This is a genomic window from Pelagimonas sp. KU-00592-HH (genome assembly GCF_040369695.1).
In the GTDB taxonomy this organism is placed as follows: domain Bacteria; phylum Pseudomonadota; class Alphaproteobacteria; order Rhodobacterales; family Rhodobacteraceae; genus Shimia.
This window is the reverse complement of the sequence record NZ_BAABWM010000002.1, coordinates 835725-850001: the sequence shown is the minus strand read 5'-3', so window position 1 is coordinate 850001 and position 14277 is coordinate 835725. Positions and strand designations below refer to the sequence as shown.

Annotated in this window: 15 protein-coding genes; 7 read left to right on the top strand and 8 right to left on the bottom strand. The window is 60.4% G+C overall.

Going from position 1 to position 14277, the window contains the following annotated elements; all coding sequences use genetic code 11:
• Positions 1–158 precede the first annotated feature (158 nt).
• Positions 159–878, top strand: a complete 720-nt coding sequence (locus ABWV42_RS11255; RefSeq protein ID WP_353340184.1) for an SGNH/GDSL hydrolase family protein — start codon at positions 159–161, stop codon at positions 876–878.
• Positions 879–914: 36 nt separating this feature from the next.
• Here ABWV42_RS11255 and ABWV42_RS11250 read toward each other — a convergent pair whose 3' ends face one another.
• The 5 genes from ABWV42_RS11250 to truB all read right to left on the bottom strand — a co-directional run bounded on the left by ABWV42_RS11250 (position 915) and on the right by truB (position 4926).
• Complete coding sequence (locus tag ABWV42_RS11250; protein WP_353340183.1) at positions 915–1766, bottom strand: carbon-nitrogen hydrolase family protein; 852 nt, start codon at positions 1764–1766, stop codon at positions 915–917.
• A 138-nt stretch (positions 1767–1904) separates the two neighbouring features.
• Positions 1905–2174 (bottom strand): 30S ribosomal protein S15, encoded by a 270-nt coding sequence (rpsO, locus tag ABWV42_RS11245; RefSeq protein ID WP_255103979.1) that lies wholly within the window; start codon positions 2172–2174, stop codon positions 1905–1907.
• A 141-nt stretch (positions 2175–2315) separates the two neighbouring features.
• Positions 2316–3314: a calcium-binding protein gene (locus ABWV42_RS11240; protein ID WP_353340182.1), complete on the bottom strand. Its 999-nt coding sequence runs from the start codon at positions 3312–3314 to the stop codon at positions 2316–2318.
• A gap of 118 nt (positions 3315–3432) precedes the next feature.
• On the bottom strand, positions 3433–3957 hold the full coding sequence (locus tag ABWV42_RS11235) for a DUF1643 domain-containing protein (protein ID WP_353340181.1): 525 nt from the start codon (positions 3955–3957) through the stop codon (positions 3433–3435).
• Between the two features lie 63 nt (positions 3958–4020).
• On the bottom strand, positions 4021–4926 hold the full coding sequence (gene truB, locus ABWV42_RS11230; protein ID WP_353340180.1) for a tRNA pseudouridine(55) synthase TruB: 906 nt from the start codon (positions 4924–4926) through the stop codon (positions 4021–4023).
• 121 nt (positions 4927–5047) lie between these two features.
• On the opposite strand from truB, the gene ABWV42_RS11225 reads away from it, so the two are divergent.
• Entirely contained in the window at positions 5048–5953 is a 906-nt protein-coding gene (locus ABWV42_RS11225; RefSeq protein WP_353340179.1) for a heparin lyase I family protein, read from the top strand.
• Between the two features lie 217 nt (positions 5954–6170).
• On the opposite strand, the gene ABWV42_RS11220 is transcribed toward ABWV42_RS11225, so the two are convergent.
• On the bottom strand, positions 6171–6893 hold the full coding sequence (locus ABWV42_RS11220; protein WP_353340178.1) for a phosphodiester glycosidase family protein: 723 nt from the start codon (positions 6891–6893) through the stop codon (positions 6171–6173).
• Positions 6890–7291 (bottom strand): 30S ribosome-binding factor RbfA, encoded by a 402-nt coding sequence (gene rbfA / locus ABWV42_RS11215; RefSeq protein WP_255103969.1) that lies wholly within the window; start codon positions 7289–7291, stop codon positions 6890–6892. The genes ABWV42_RS11220 and rbfA overlap by 4 nt, the downstream gene beginning before the upstream one ends.
• Before the next feature lie 145 nt (positions 7292–7436).
• Between rbfA and dapB the strand changes: the two genes are divergently transcribed.
• The 4 genes from dapB (at position 7437) to ABWV42_RS11195 (ending at position 12641) form a co-directional block, all read left to right on the top strand.
• Complete coding sequence (dapB, locus tag ABWV42_RS11210; protein ID WP_353340177.1) at positions 7437–8246, top strand: 4-hydroxy-tetrahydrodipicolinate reductase; 810 nt, start codon at positions 7437–7439, stop codon at positions 8244–8246.
• 348 nt (positions 8247–8594) lie between these two features.
• Positions 8595–9554, top strand: a complete 960-nt coding sequence (locus tag ABWV42_RS11205; RefSeq protein WP_353340176.1) for an ABC transporter substrate-binding protein — start codon at positions 8595–8597, stop codon at positions 9552–9554.
• Positions 9555–9558: 4 nt separating this feature from the next.
• Positions 9559–10614, top strand: a complete 1056-nt coding sequence (locus ABWV42_RS11200) for a quaternary amine ABC transporter ATP-binding protein (protein ID WP_353340175.1) — start codon at positions 9559–9561, stop codon at positions 10612–10614.
• Positions 10611–12641 (top strand): ABC transporter permease, encoded by a 2031-nt coding sequence (locus tag ABWV42_RS11195; RefSeq protein ID WP_353340174.1) that lies wholly within the window; start codon positions 10611–10613, stop codon positions 12639–12641. The genes ABWV42_RS11200 and ABWV42_RS11195 overlap by 4 nt, the downstream gene beginning before the upstream one ends.
• A gap of 24 nt (positions 12642–12665) precedes the next feature.
• On the opposite strand, the gene ABWV42_RS11190 is transcribed toward ABWV42_RS11195, so the two are convergent.
• Positions 12666–12860, bottom strand: a complete 195-nt coding sequence (locus ABWV42_RS11190; RefSeq protein WP_353340173.1) for a DUF1674 domain-containing protein — start codon at positions 12858–12860, stop codon at positions 12666–12668.
• A 75-nt stretch (positions 12861–12935) separates the two neighbouring features.
• Here ABWV42_RS11190 and ABWV42_RS11185 point away from each other — a divergent pair, with 75 nt between their 5' ends.
• On the top strand, positions 12936–14204 hold the full coding sequence (locus tag ABWV42_RS11185; protein ID WP_353340172.1) for an RsmB/NOP family class I SAM-dependent RNA methyltransferase: 1269 nt from the start codon (positions 12936–12938) through the stop codon (positions 14202–14204).
• Positions 14205–14277 lie beyond the last annotated feature (73 nt).

The window sequence follows — 14277 nt, the reverse complement described above, 5'->3', positions numbered from 1 at the left end:
CCAAGCACAACGTGTCGGATGCAAGGCCCTTACATGAGATTGAAGCGTTTTGAAAGCAGGGAGTTTGCATCGGCACAGAGTCGCCCTTGCTTTCCCTGCGCCGAACTCCCCATATGTTGGTTCGTGCTTGATGACCCATGAATAGAGCCCCTGAATTGATGCGCCTGCCCTTTTTGATCCTGACCCTGACAGCTTTGGTTTTGTCCGCCTGCGCGACGACGGCCCCCGCTCCGGATGGGGCCGAGGTGTCCCGCTCGGAAGGCCCGCGTATCCTAGCCATGGGCGACAGTCTCATGGCGTGGCACGGGATCAGCGGGCGATCGATTGCCCATTCCGTTGCGAGCGAACTCCAGGAACCCGTGGTCAACCGGTCGGTCGGTGGGGCACGTATCCTCTACAAGCTCCCGATTTCCGGCGCGGCCGGGTTTCGTATCGAAAGCCAGTTCTCCGGCGATGGCTGGGATTGGGTTGTCCTGAACGGTGGCGGCAACGATCTTTGGCTGGGCTGTGGCTGCAAGGCCTGTGAACGCAAGCTGGACAAGCTGATTTCCCAGAATGGCCGCGGCGGGGCAATTGCCAAGCTGGTCACCGACATCCGCAAGACCGGCGCCCGCGTGGTCTGGGTCGGCTATCTGCGCAGCCCCGGCGTTGGCTCGATGATCGATGAATGCCGTTCGGAGGGGGATGTTCTCGAAGCTCGCATCGCGCGCCTGGCCGATCAGGTCGAGGGCGTCTATTTCCTGTCGAATGCCGAACTGGTGCCGCACGGGGACAGGTCGTTCCACGGCGTCGACATGATCCACCCTTCGGTCAAGGCCAGCACGATCATCGGTCAGCGGGTGGCGGAACTGATCAAAGCCGAAGACAAAGACAGGTAGAGCGTTTCAAGCCGCGAACGACACGCGCGAGGGGCATCAATCTTGGTGCACCCCAACCGCCCCATAGTCCTCCAACCGGTCCTTCAAGAACGTATAATCGCGCCGTGCCGCCTCTAGCTTGGCGCGGTCCAGCGTGATCAGACGGAAGGTCTCGGAGGTGTTGTCAAAACGGACTGGGGCGATGGTTTCATCCATCCACGGCCAGCAAAACAGCGAATTGCCATAAGTCTGCCCCGCCCGGTTCAGCGAGAGAAAGAACACCTGGTTCTCAAGCGCCCGCGTGGTCGCGAAAGGGTGCCATGTAGCGAAGGATTCGTCGCGATAGTAGGCACCGCAATGCAGGATCACCTCGACACCATGATCCACGGCCAGCGTGCGCGACAATTCCGGAATTCGGATGTCGTAGCAGATGATCGGGGCCAGCCGGAAACCGTTGACCTCAAAGACCAGCAGGTGATCGCCCCGATTGAAATACTCTTTCTCCATCGACGCGCCATATTGCGCGAGGTGCAGTTTGTCGTAGCTGCCGATCAGGTCACCGTCGGGGCCGACCACACCAACACTGATGAACGGCCCGCCGTCCCCCTTGCGGGCAAACCCAAAGGACACGTGGCATCCGAACTCCTGCGCCACCGCCCGCCATGTTTGAAACGAAGCGCCATCGACAGGCTCTGCCATTTCATCCAGTCTGGAAAACGTGCCGCGCGCATAATCGATGCTGGAAAGTTCCGGCAGCACCACCAGATCGACCTGTCTGTCGGCGGCGGCAAGTTCGGCCCGCACCTTCGCCGCGGATCGGGCAAGGTGTGCGTCCCTCTCGGCGGCCGTGGTCATCGGGGGGATGTCAATCTGGCAGGCCAGAAAGGTCAGGGTGTCGGCGCTGGTCATTGGCGGGGGTCCTGTCGTCGCAATCTCCGCCCAATTCACCCCGACGCCCGCCATTGCGCAAGGCTTTCCGGTGGCCACAAACGAAAACACCCGCTCCAAAGAGGAGCGGGTGCTTCTGGATCGGATGATCCGGAATGCTTAGCGACGGATGCCGAGACGCTTGATCAGGTCTTGGTAACGTGCTTCTTCCTTGCCCTTCAGGTAGTCCAGCAGCTTACGGCGCTGAGCAACCATTTTCAGAAGGCCACGACGACCGTGGTTGTCCTTCTTGTGGGTTTTGAAGTGCTCGGTCAGGGTGTTGATGCGCGAGGTCAGGATAGCAACCTGTACTTCCGGCGAACCGGTGTCGCCTTCTTTGGTTGCGAATTCGGCCAGAACGCGGGCTTTTTCTTCAACAGTAATCGACATCGGGGTCTCCCATGATTAAGGGTTGCGGGCACAAGCCGGGATGTCGTCCAGCAAGGTCCAGGAAAGTGTCCGACACACGGATTCGTCCACCGGATGCGCGCGTATAAGAGATATTTCTCCAAAAGGGAAGGGCGAAACCCCTCAAACGCGCAGCAACTCGGTTGCACCCGGTCCGCCCTGTGGCAAAAGCGTGATGTCTGCCGCAGACAGGCCCCCCCCTCCCATCACGACGGCGACGGGAATGCCATCCACCAGAACCTCGGTTCGGTTCGGGACATTGGCGTCCTGGCGAATATCAACCTCTGGATCGCCACTCCCGCTATCTTCATACATCAGGACGAGGCTGTCTTCCGAGTCGTTGAAATCGACAATCGTGACCGGACCGCCCACCTGATCCCATTCACTGAGCAGGAAGGTGTCGAGCCCGTCACCGCCATGCGCCATGTCGCCGGCGCCCGCAGCGATTGTATCATCACCCTGACCACCATTGAGAAAGTCCATTGCACCATCGGCGTCGCGCCCGTCGACAAGATCATTGCCGTCCCCGCCGAACAGGGTGTCGCTGCCATCACCCCCTGTCAGGGTGTCGTCGCCTTCGTTGCCATGCAGCGCGTCATCATCGTTGCCGCCCAGCAAAAGATCATCGCCCCCGCCGCCAAGGAGCGAGTCCGCACCATCGCCGCCGGAAAGATGGTCATCACCAAGGTATCCGGCCAGAGTGTCATCCCCTGCCTCGCCAAACAGGGTGTCAGAACCGTCCTGTCCATGAAGGCGGTCGTTGTCGTCTCCGCCGAAAAGCGCGTCTTCGCCTTCGGCACCGAACAGGTGATCCTGACCGGTGTCGCCATACAGGGTATCGTCACCCTCATATCCGTTGATCTGATCGTCGCCGGCAAGGCCATCAAGGTGGTCGTCCGTGTTCAGGCCAATCAAGGTATCTGCGCCCTCAGTGGCCTGAGACGTGTCTTGTGGCGTGTCGACATCGACAGGCTGTGCCGGCGTGCCTGCAATTTCCAGAAGGTCGGTTGTGTCTTGCGCTGCGGCCTCTGCGTTTTCTTCCTCGGGCAGGTCGTTGTTTTCGCTCTCCGCCTCGTCTTTGTCCGTGTCAAAACTGAAAACCGCCGCGGATCCGGCCGCCATCACACCAATTATTCCCGCAAGTAACCACATCGCACCAACCCCGTTTGCCCGGAACACAGGCCCCCGCCAAAGTAGGCCACAGGGCATCGAGCCGGTAAACGTCAAACAGGGAAACTGGTTAACGGGTCGTCTCTGGCTGGGTCCAGATTTCCGGCTGCTGGGCGTAGGCGATGTAAAGCGGGTGGCGAGGGTGGCCGGCTTTGGTCAGGCCAAGACAATGGATCGTCCGCCCCGTGCCGCGCAGCACCTCGCGCATGGCGTCGCCTTGTCCAAGGTGCTCTCCATGTGCGCCCCATCCGGCGAGGATCACATCTGCCCAAAGGCACGCTTGGGCCACGGCGTCGTCATTTTCTGGCCCCTGCGGCTCGGGGTGGGTGCGCAGCAGTTTCGGATCGGTTTCGCGCAGGGCAAAGATGTTCACCGCGCGAAATCCGCCGAACCCCAGCGCCCGCGCCCTGCGTTCGCAGCGTTCGATCGTCGGGTCGTTCTGCGCTTCCGTCGCCTTGGACGGGTTGAGCATGATGAAAGCCACCTTGCGGCCCGCATCATCCCAAACGCGCGTCAGGGAATAGCGATAGGTTTCGCAATCCGAATAGGTCGCGCTTGAGGCGGCATCGCCCTTTTGAAACTCGCGTGTGATCATCCCGCGTTTGTGCCGTGCCTAGGAACAAGAGGCAAGCGTCCGGAAAGAGAGGGCAACCTCGGATCAGTCGACAAAAACCCGGCTGGGATGCAACTCGCCCGCCTTGAAAACACCCACGGCCACGGCCTTGCCCTCGAACGAGGCCCAGCACTCTTCGCCATAGTCGACGTCACTGGCCAGCACCATGCCGGGATTGCCGTGTTTCAGGCGCGTGGCACCCTCGGCGGTGCATTTCACTTCCGGCAGGACAGCCAGCACCTCTTCCAGCGGCCGCAGGTAGGCGTCCAGCTCGGTGGTCTTGGCCTTGGCGTCGATCTCTTCGATGCTGATCCCCTCCGCGGCGGTGAACGGCCCCGACCAGATGCGGCGCAACTCGCGTACGTGGCCGAAACAGCCCAGTGCCGCACCAAGGTCCCGCGCGATCGAACGCACATAACCACCCTTGCCACAGGTCAGCTCAAGCAACACGTGGTCTTCGTCTTCGCGATCCAGCATCACCAGCGACTCGACCCACAGCGGCCTTGCGGCGATCTCGACATCTTCGCCGTCGCGGGCAAGCTTATAGGCGCGCTCTCCGTCGATCTTGACCGCGCTGAACTTGGGCGGCACCTGCATGATGTCGCCGATGAACTGGCCAAGCGCGCCCTTGATCTCGTCATCGCTCGGACGCGAGTCAGACTGGGCAATCACCTCGCCCTCAGCATCGTCGGTATTGGTGGCCTGCCCAAGGCGCACGGTGAACTCGTAGCACTTCAAGTCATCGGTCAGATAGGGCACCGTTTTGGTCGCCTCACCCAGCGCCACAGCGAGAACGCCCGTGGCCTCAGGATCGAGGGTGCCCGCATGGCCGGCCTTCTTGGCCTCCATCGCCCAACGCACCTTGTTGACAACCGAAGTCGAGGTCATGCCCGCCGGTTTATCAACCACCAGCCAGCCGGAAATGTCACGTCCCTTGCGTTTGCGTCCCATGATGCGATCCATTCTTGAGATGAGGCGGCGGCGTAGCGGATGCCATTCGGCTTGTCAATTTCAGTTGCCACGAACGTGGGTCTGACTCTAGCCTGAGAGACAATTGCAGCAGGAGCATTTCATGAAACTCATTCCCATTTTGGTCGCCGGTATTCTGGCCGTCTCATGCGCGGGCGACGCCATCGCCAAGGAAAAACCAATCCGCAACTCGGTCCTCAAGAAGGTCAAGATCGAGGCACTGTCGCACAAGAGCAAATACCGCTTTGCCATGGTCAGGGATTTCGCCCGCCGGGGGAGCAAGTCACAGCGTTTCGAAATCCGGCACGGTGATTGCGGAAAGTCGTCCGGTTGGAATGATTGCGACACCGATCGCGGTCGGGTCGAAATGAAGGAAAAGCCCAAGAACGCCATGTCCAAACCCGGGCAGGGCGTCTGGTACGGCTATTCGATGTTCATCCCGAAAAGCTTTCAAAGTCTCGGACGCGCAAACACCCTGCTGGGGCAGGTGAAAGCCGAAGGTTGGCTTACACCGATGTGGTGGCTTACCTTCAATGACCGCCCCTACCTGAAGTTCGCCGACGGTCAGGAGTGCAAGCTCGGTTCGCTCTCGTCTTGGAAGGGGCGCTGGATCGACATCACGATCTATGCCCATTACGGCCACTCCGGTCAGAAAACCTATTTCCAGCTCTACAAGGACGGTCGGGTGATCTGCGAGAAACGCTCTCCCTTTATGCCGGCCGAGTACCGAAAGAAGAAACCGAAGCTGGGTTTGAAATACGGCATCTATAACAGTTTCGTTAGCCGCTATCTTGCGGCGCGCGGCAAGACACCGGCCGAAGCAAAGGCCTATAAGCAGAGCCACGAATCCGGAAAATCGAAAAGCCCGTCCCCGACGCCGTTCAAGTTTGATTGGGGTGTCGAATTGCCCACGCACGTCGTGTTCTACGATGAGATGCGCTATGGCTCGCGGCGCGAAGACGTGGATGTGAAGATGCTGGAAGCGCGTGGTGTGCCGCCGGTGGATTGAGCGTCAGCGCGGGGTTCGAAGAAGACAGCTGACTTGCGACTTAGCGGGTGGGAACTGCCCGGCGGCACCGCCGGGCTGCGCCTGCCTGCCTGGGCAGGCGCATTTGCGCCCGCCCAGGCAGGCACAGCCCTTGAAAGGGCGTGCGATCAATCTGGATAAAATCTAAACTCTGAGGCCCTAAAGGATCGTCGTTTCGGAGCAGCCGAAAACCGGTGTCCTATTCCACAACCCCAACGATCGGCCCCATTGGAAACCCAGCATCAGAGCGGTCCAACGTCGGAGCGTGCAGGCGTGAGATGCGACCATCGAAATAGAGCGCGTTGGATGTCTGCAAGACGTCCCGGAACAGGCGGGCGAATGCGTGAAATGTCACTTCGTTGTTCGAGATGACAAAGACGGCGCGTTGCCCGTCAAACCGCGTGCCAACGCCATTGCGAATGCGTTTCGAGGTACTGTCGGGGAGGAAACGCGGATGCAGCGCCCCGTCGATGACGAGCATCGGTCCGGATTGGCTGGCGTGGCGGCAATCCGGCTGGGTCGCCGCGAAATCCAGTGTTTCGAAGACGTCTGCGCGATCCTCGCCCACGCAGAAAACCCCGTTCGGCAACAGCCCGAAGTTCCCGTCGCTTGCGCCGGTCAAAAGGCGCATCTCTTCCTGCCCGTCCTCGACATAGTGACCGACAGGGCGGCGGTCGGGATGGTACATGCCGGCGTTCATGGCAAAGCTCAGGGTCTTGCCATCGCTCAGGCTGTTTTCGATATTCTTGAAGGTGCCATAAGGCTGCCCCGCCCCGTCACGCAGGAACAGGCGTAGGTCTTCCTCTGCGGGCGCAACCTCGCAGAGGGAATAGCGATTTCCTTCGTGGGAAAGATCCCGACATTCGACCGCTGCCGCTTCCGTGGCCATCAGGGCAACGAAAAGGGCGGCCCAACGGATCATTCGTCGGGCTCGATGTCCTGACGCACGTGATCCTGGTTCAGCATCCGGCGGGTCTCGTCCATCTGATCAAAGGTCTGATCCAGCTGGAAGCGCAGGTCGGGTGTGAACTTGAGGCCGGTCTTCTTGCCGATTGCGCGGCGCAGCTCGCTTTTGTTGCGGGCCAGCAGCTTGAGCACGTCATCCTGCCCCTTGCCGCCCAGCGGCAGGACATAGGCCGTCGCGATCTTGAGGTCAGGCGAGGTGCGGACCTCGCCAACGGTGATGGACATGCGGTTCAGGTCGGGGTCATGCACGTCGCCACGCGCCAGCACGTCAGAGAGCGTGCGGCGGATCAATTCACCTACGCGCAGCTGTCGCTGCGATGGGCCGGGGCCGTCATGGAACTTGTTCTTTGCCATGGACCCCACTTATGCCTTTCACGAGGCTTTGCCAAGCGCCTGCGCTTTGGTTAAACGGGGCCTCGAACAATCGGAAATGCGCACCTCCGCAATACCGACGTAATACCGACGCGTTACAGACACGCCAAAACAAGGGAATTTCACCATGGAAGATCTTCCGGGAATCGTCATCACCGGGGCCTCGGGCCGGATGGGTCAGATGCTTATCAAGACCGTGGTGGACAGCGACAAGGCGCGCCTTGTCGGGGCGGTTGAGCGCGAAGGTCATCCCTGGGTCGGCATGGATATTGGCGAGGCGATGGGCGGTCAGGCGCTGGGCGTTGCCGTCACCGATCAGCCGCTGGAAGCCTTTGCCAAGGCGCAGGCCGTGATCGACTTTACCGCTCCGGCGGCCACGTTGCAGTTTGCCAAGCTGGCGGCGCAGGCCCGTGCGGTGCATGTGATCGGCACAACCGGCATGACGGACGAAGACATTGCCAAGCTCGAACCCTGCGGCCGCCATGCCGTGATCGTGCGTGCCGGCAATATGTCTTTGGGCGTCAACCTGTTGGTTCAATTGACGAAAAAGGTGGCTGCGGCGCTTGACGAAGACTTTGATATCGAAGTGATCGAAAGCCACCACAACCAGAAAGTCGACGCGCCGTCCGGCACGGCCCTGATGTTGGGCGAGGCCGCAGCCGAGGGCCGTGGCGTGTCTTTGGCCGATGTTGAGGACCGCGGCCGTGACGGCATTACCGGTGCGCGCAAGAAAGGTGATATCGGGTTCGTGGCCATTCGTGGCGGTGACATCGTGGGTGAACACGACGTGATGTTTGCCGCCCCCGGCGAACGCATCGTCCTGCGCCACCTCGCCAGCGACCGCGCCATCTTTGCCCGTGGCGCCCTCAAGGCGGCCCTTTGGGGGCAGGACAAGAAGCCCGGTGAATACGACATGATCGACGTCCTGGGCCTCTGACCTCGACACCCTCACCACGATCAAATCCCCGCTTCCAAAACGTAGAGGCGGGGATATTCGATTCTCCCCCACCGCCTTCCCCCATGTCGAATGCCCTCGGTGCCGACGTTTTGATGTGCTTTTTTGCCGGGTTCGGCCAAAAAAGTTCAACCACAGGCGAAATCGTGCAATTACCCCATAAGGTCGCGATTACACTGGTTTTTTGATGCTGGCCCTGTCGCGGATGAAAAATGCCGCTACAGTGAGAGCAGAAATAAACCTTGGTCGTTCAGGCAACACGTGCCTTAATGCTGGGTATAAAAAACTAAATGGCCGTTCAAAATTTCGGCTGCAACAAGGGAGTTCAACATGAAAACGAAAGTTCTTTCGAGCCTTTCGGTCTTGGCGCTGTGCGCTGCCGGTGCCGCGCATGCTGCAGACATGGGGGCCGTGGATGAACCGATCAAGCTCGCCATCAACGAATGGACCGGCCAGCACATTTCGACCCATATCGCGGGTGAAATGCTGAAGGCGGCCGGCTACAAAGTCGAATACGTCACTGCAGGTTACATGAACATGTATCAAGCCATGGCGGACGGTGAACTGCATGGCGCCATGGAAATCTGGTCGTCGAACGTGTCAGACCAGTACGGCGCGCTGAAGGGTGAAGGCAAGCTTGAAGAGCTGTCGGACCTTGGGCTGGCCGCGAAGGAAGGCATTGCCTATCCTGCGCATGTCGCCGAGATGTGCCCGGGCCTGCCGGCATGGGAAGCCCTGCAAGAATGCGCTATGAACTTTGCCACCGCCGAAACCCTGCCGATGGGGCGTCTTGTGGACTACCCTGCCGACTGGGGCACGCCGGGCGCAGACCGGATGGTTGGTCTTGAATTGCCGTTCAAGGCGGTTCCTGCCGGATCCGAAGGTGCCCTGATCGCAGAACTGCGTGCTTCGACCGAGAAGAAGTCTCCTCTGCTGATCACTTTCTGGCAACCGCACTGGGCGATGTCAGCCTATGACGTGCAGTTTGTCGAACTGCCGCCGGGCGAAGATGCCTGCTTCAATGATCCGGCATGGGGCCCGAACCCGAATGCCATCAACGACTGTGACTTCTCCGCGTCGCGTATCTTCAAAGCTGGCTGGGCTGGCATGAAAGACAAGTGGCCGGCAGCGCACGAAATCCTCGTGAACTACAAGCTCGACGTGGCCGACCAGCAGCCAATGATGGGTATGGTAGATGTTGACGGCAAACCGGTCGAAGAGGTTGTCGCTGCTTGGATGTCGTCGAACGAAGCCAAGTGGAAGCCGGTCGTGGACGCGGCAACCCAATAAGCCGATGAACGTTTCAAACGGCGCCGCTCCGGCGATTGAGGTCGAAGGCCTGTGGCAGGTCTTCGGCGCTCATGCTCAGGAGGCCCTGCGGGAACACCGCGGGGCCGGAGATCATCATGCGATTGCAGATCAGCTCAAGGCCAAGGGACTTATCCCGGCTGTCCGCGAGGCCAATTTCAAGGTCAACGCGGGCGGGCTGTTTGTAATCATGGGGTTGTCCGGGTCCGGAAAATCGACCCTGATCCGCTGTATTTCGCGTCTGATCGAGCCAACTGCCGGTGCGGTGCGCATTGACGGAGAGGATATTCTTCAGGCCAATGAGAAGCGCCTGATAGAATTGCGCCGTCACAAGCTGGGCATGGTGTTCCAGCACTTTGGCCTTTTCCCGCACATGACGGTTACGGACAACGTGGCCTTTCCTCTCAAGATGCAGGGGGCGGGGCGAAGCGAACGCAGGAACCGCGCGCTTGAGGTTCTCAAGATGGTCGGCCTTGAGGGGCGGGAAGACAGCTATCCGCGCCAGCTTTCGGGCGGGCAACGCCAACGTGTCGGGATAGCGCGATCTTTGGCCGTGAACCCTGATATCTGGTTTCTGGACGAGCCGTTCTCGGCACTTGATCCATTGATCCGGCGCCAGTTGCAGGACGAATTCCTGAACATTCAGGCGACGCTGCGCAAATCCATTGTCTTTATCACGCATGACATTGCCGAAGCCCTGAAACTGGCCGACCGCATTGCAATCATGCGCGATGGCGAGATCGTTCAGATCGGCACGCCAACTCAGATCGTTTTGAACCCAGTGGATGACTATGTGCGCGAATTCGCGCGCGACATTCCAAAGGGACGCCACATGACGCTGGGCGAAGTGATGGAGCCCCTGGATGGCAGCCCGCTCGCGGGAGATTGGCCCGAGCTGCGCACAGGAATGTCGCTTGAGGCGGCATTGACGCAATGTGCGTCGACTTTTGAATCGGTGCCCGTCAAGGATGGCGATGGCAAGGTGGTGGGCATGGTACGCCCTGACAGCTTTGTCAAAGCACTCGGGGCGGAAAGCGGATGACCCTGACACGAGGCGCGCAGGCCGCTTTGGCGGTGTTGGTGGTCGGTCTGATCTGTCGGTTGTTCGGCGGGTCGGTCGAATGGCTTCAAAGCTGGCCCTCTGTTTTTGTTCTGCCGGTAACAGACTGGATCAACAGCGGCGTCGGGTGGCTTCTGGACGTGTTCAAGCCGATCGCGCGGGGCATGTCCTGGCTGCTTGGTTTCCCGATGTCTTGGGTGGGGACGATTTTGGGGCAGACACCCTGGCCGCTTGTCATTGGACTAACAACCGCGCTTGGATGGCACCTGGGTGGCCTGCGCATGGCGGCGCTCGGAGGCATTGGCCTCGGGTTTGTTCTGTTGTCGGGGTACTGGGCCGAGGGAATGAACACGCTCGCCCTCGTCGCTGTTTCTGTGCCGCTGGCCCTTTTGACGGGATTGGCGATTGGTATCTTCGCTTTCGAGTATCCACGCGTCAAAGGCGCGGTAAACGCGGTTTTGGACGTCATGCAGACGGTCCCCACCTTCGCTTATCTGACACCACTGCTTGTGCTCTTCGGCTTTGGGCCCGTTGTGGGGCTTATCGCATCGGCAATCTATGCCGCCCCGCCGATGGCCCGCAATGTACTGCTTGGTTTGGAACGCGTGGAAAGCGAAATTCGGGAAGCGGCCGTCATGTCGGGTGGCACCCGTCTCCAGCGCCTGTTTCTCGTGGAACTGCCCGCAGGAGCCTCGCAGATCATGGTGGGGGTGAATCAAAGCCTTATGGCTGCACTGTCGATGGTCATCATCGCGGCGGTGATCGGCGGGTTTCAGGATATCGGCTGGGAAGTGCTTTTGACGATGCGCAAGGCGCAGTTCGGGCAGTCTTTCATGGCCGGGCTTGTGATCGTGATCTTCGCCATCGTGATCGACCGCTATTCGGCCACTCTGGCTGGCCCGCGCCAGAAGCGGGATCGTCGCGTGACTTGGGGCATCGTCGGTGTGGGGGTGGTCTTGGCCGTCATGGCGACACTGGTTGGCTCGAACGCCGCGGAAATTTCGGCCTTCGACAAGGTGGCCGAGGTGGTGGACACATCGGTTGGGGCGTTTACGGCCGCCAACGGTGCGGCGCTGGATAGCCTCAAGAACGGCACGATGTTCTTTGGCCTCCTACCTCTGCGGATCGGTCTGAGCGATGCTGTTTTGCCCTTTACCTGGGGCTTTAAATGGACGGTGACCCATAGCCTTGTGCTGTATGGCATTGCTATTGCGCTCGCCTGTGTCATGGCCATGCGCGGGCGCCTTGCTGCGGGGGTGGTTTTGGTGATCCTCGTCGGCATGGTCGAAGTCGGTATTGCGCAGCTACCCTGGCCGTTTGTTCTGGCGGGTGCTGCCGCCCTGGGTTGGGTCTCAAGCGGCTGGAAACTTGCGCGGCTGGTTGTGGTTCTGCTGCTCCTGATCCTGCTTTCCGGGCTTTGGGATCGGGCGTTGCTGTCCCTTTACCTTTCGGGGGCATCCGTTTTTGCATGCGCGCTGGTGGGCGGACTTCTGGGGCTTTGGTCAGCGGTCAGCCGCACGGCCTGGATGATCATTCAGCCGATTTGCGACCTTTTGCAGACCATTCCCTTGTTCGTTTTCCTGATCCCGGTGTTGATGTTCTTCCAGATCGGCGAGTTTTCGGCCTTTCTGGCGATCTGCATGTACGCGATCGTGCCGATGATCCGCTATACGCGTCACGGCCTGACCTCGACGCCGGAAGAGATGATTGAAGCGGCACGCTCGTCGGGGGCGGGAAAATGGCAGGAGATGTTTGAGGTGCGCGCGCCTTACGCTGCACCGACGATCCTGCTGGGGCTGAACCAGACGATTCTATATGCCTTTGCAATGCTGGTGATTGCCGCCCTGATCGGCACGACCGGGCTGGGACAATCCATCTACCTGGCGCTTGGCAAGGCGGATGTGGGACTGGGCCTGACGGCAGGGGCCGCGATGGCCATTCTGGCGCTGGTTGCAGACCGGCTGGTGCAGGGCTTTGCCGAAGAACGGCGCAAGGCGCTTGGCCTCTAAGTCAAACTGAAGAGGGGCGTGCGATCAGAAATCGATTGCGATGCCCTTCTTCTCCCAGTCGCCGTAACGGACCGGTTCGGGGCCGTCGCGGCCGCCAAGCTCGGTGGGCATCTCTGGGTTCTTGGCGTTCTTGCGGCGTTCTTCCGCTTCGGCAAGGGCGCGCAGTGCTGCGGGCGGCAGATCGCGCTTTTCAGGGGGATTCTGGGTTTCGTCGCTCATGGCGGGTTCCTTTCCGGATTGCCTCTTGATATACGCGCCCGTCCCTGTTGGACAAGAGAGCGAAGGAGCGTCCACATGTCCCAGACCGGAGTTCAGGCCCGCCGCAGTGCCGTTTACCTTTTGGACAAGGTCATCGGTGAAGGGCGGTTGCTTTCCGAATTGATTGGGGCCGGGGCCTTGGAACGGCTTGAGCCGGAGGATCGCGCACGGGCGCAGCGCCTTGCGCTCGAGACACTGCGCGGCATGGAGCGCGCGGATCGTATTCTTCAGAAACACCTTGCAAAGTACCCGCCGCTGACGGTGCGCAACACGCTGCGCCTCGCGACGATTGAGCTTTGTGCAGGTGGTGCGGCGCACGGTGTGGTGAATGCCGCGGTCGAGATCGTGGCGCGCAACAAGCGGACCGCTTCGATGAAGGGGCTGGTCAATGCCGTGTTGCGCAAGGTGGCGGCGAATGGCGAAGAGGTGTGGCCGACTTTGCGTGTGCCGCGCCTGCCAAAATGGCTGCGTGGCCCCCTGGTCGAGGCCTATGGCAGTGATGTTGTCGGGGCGATGGAGGCCGCCCATTTTGCGGGTGCGTCTCTTGATCTGACGGCCAAGGGCGATCAGGGCGCTTTGCAACGTTCCTTGGGCGGCGAGCTTCTGGAAACCGGCACCGTTCGGCTGACGGATGCGGGACAGGTTTCGGTTTTGCCGGGGTACAAAAAAGGTAGCTGGTGGGTGCAGGACGCTGCGGCGGCGCTGCCGGTGAAAGTGCTCGCGCCGAAAGCGGGCGAGACAGTTCTTGACCTCTGTGCAGCACCGGGCGGCAAGACGATGCAGATCGCCGCGTCGGGCGCAACGGTGACGGCTGTGGATGATTCTGAAAGCCGCATGGGGCGTCTCAAGGAAAACCTCAAACGTACGCGGCTTGAGGCAGAGCTGATCGTTGGCGACGTGATGGATCAGGAAGGTCAGTGGGACGCTGTCATCCTTGATGCCCCGTGTTCCGCGACCGGTACGATCCGTCGTCACCCGGACCTGCCCTTTGCAAAAGACGGCAGCGAAATTGGTGGGCTGATCGAGTTGCAGGCAAAAATGCTGAACCACGCACTCTCTTTGGTGAAGCCTGGCGGGCGGATTGTTTTCTGTACCTGCTCGCTGCTGCCCGATGAGGGGGAATGCCAGGTCGAAGACCTTATTGAGGCGCGCGATGATGTCACCGTGGACCGAGAGGCATTGAATGTGCCGGGAATCGATCCCGAGTGGATCACCGAGGAAGGCGGCCTTCGCCTGCGCCCTGACTATTGGGCGGACAAGGGCGGCATGGACGGCTTCTACGTGGCGTGTCTGCGCAAGGCGTGATGCGTTTGCAGGTCTTTGCCGGTCTTGCCTATCGCGCCGATTCAATCGGTGACTCCTTAGCGGGTTGAGGCTA

What these genes read in the sequence shown, in the direction of transcription:
- ABWV42_RS11255 (WP_353340184.1), top strand. Translation starts at nt 159, where the DNA reads ATGCGCCTGCCCTTTTTGATCCTGACCCTGACAGCTTTGGTTTTGTCC.
- ABWV42_RS11250 (WP_353340183.1), bottom strand. Translation starts at nt 1,766, where the DNA reads ATGACCAGCGCCGACACCCTGACCTTTCTGGCCTGCCAGATTGACATC.
- rpsO (WP_255103979.1), bottom strand. Translation starts at nt 2,174, where the DNA reads ATGTCGATTACTGTTGAAGAAAAAGCCCGCGTTCTGGCCGAATTCGCA.
- ABWV42_RS11240 (WP_353340182.1), bottom strand. Translation starts at nt 3,314, where the DNA reads ATGGCGGCCGGATCCGCGGCGGTTTTCAGTTTTGACACGGACAAAGAC.
- ABWV42_RS11235 (WP_353340181.1), bottom strand. Translation starts at nt 3,957, where the DNA reads ATGATCACACGCGAGTTTCAAAAGGGCGATGCCGCCTCAAGCGCGACC.
- truB (WP_353340180.1), bottom strand. Translation starts at nt 4,926, where the DNA reads ATGGGACGCAAACGCAAGGGACGTGACATTTCCGGCTGGCTGGTGGTT.
- ABWV42_RS11225 (WP_353340179.1), top strand. Translation starts at nt 5,048, where the DNA reads ATGAAACTCATTCCCATTTTGGTCGCCGGTATTCTGGCCGTCTCATGC.
- ABWV42_RS11220 (WP_353340178.1), bottom strand. Translation starts at nt 6,893, where the DNA reads ATGATCCGTTGGGCCGCCCTTTTCGTTGCCCTGATGGCCACGGAAGCG.
- rbfA (WP_255103969.1), bottom strand. Translation starts at nt 7,291, where the DNA reads ATGGCAAAGAACAAGTTCCATGACGGCCCCGGCCCATCGCAGCGACAG.
- dapB (WP_353340177.1), top strand. Translation starts at nt 7,437, where the DNA reads ATGGAAGATCTTCCGGGAATCGTCATCACCGGGGCCTCGGGCCGGATG.
- ABWV42_RS11205 (WP_353340176.1), top strand. Translation starts at nt 8,595, where the DNA reads ATGAAAACGAAAGTTCTTTCGAGCCTTTCGGTCTTGGCGCTGTGCGCT.
- ABWV42_RS11200 (WP_353340175.1), top strand. Translation starts at nt 9,559, where the DNA reads ATGAACGTTTCAAACGGCGCCGCTCCGGCGATTGAGGTCGAAGGCCTG.
- ABWV42_RS11195 (WP_353340174.1), top strand. Translation starts at nt 10,611, where the DNA reads ATGACCCTGACACGAGGCGCGCAGGCCGCTTTGGCGGTGTTGGTGGTC.
- ABWV42_RS11190 (WP_353340173.1), bottom strand. Translation starts at nt 12,860, where the DNA reads ATGAGCGACGAAACCCAGAATCCCCCTGAAAAGCGCGATCTGCCGCCC.
- ABWV42_RS11185 (WP_353340172.1), top strand. Translation starts at nt 12,936, where the DNA reads ATGTCCCAGACCGGAGTTCAGGCCCGCCGCAGTGCCGTTTACCTTTTG.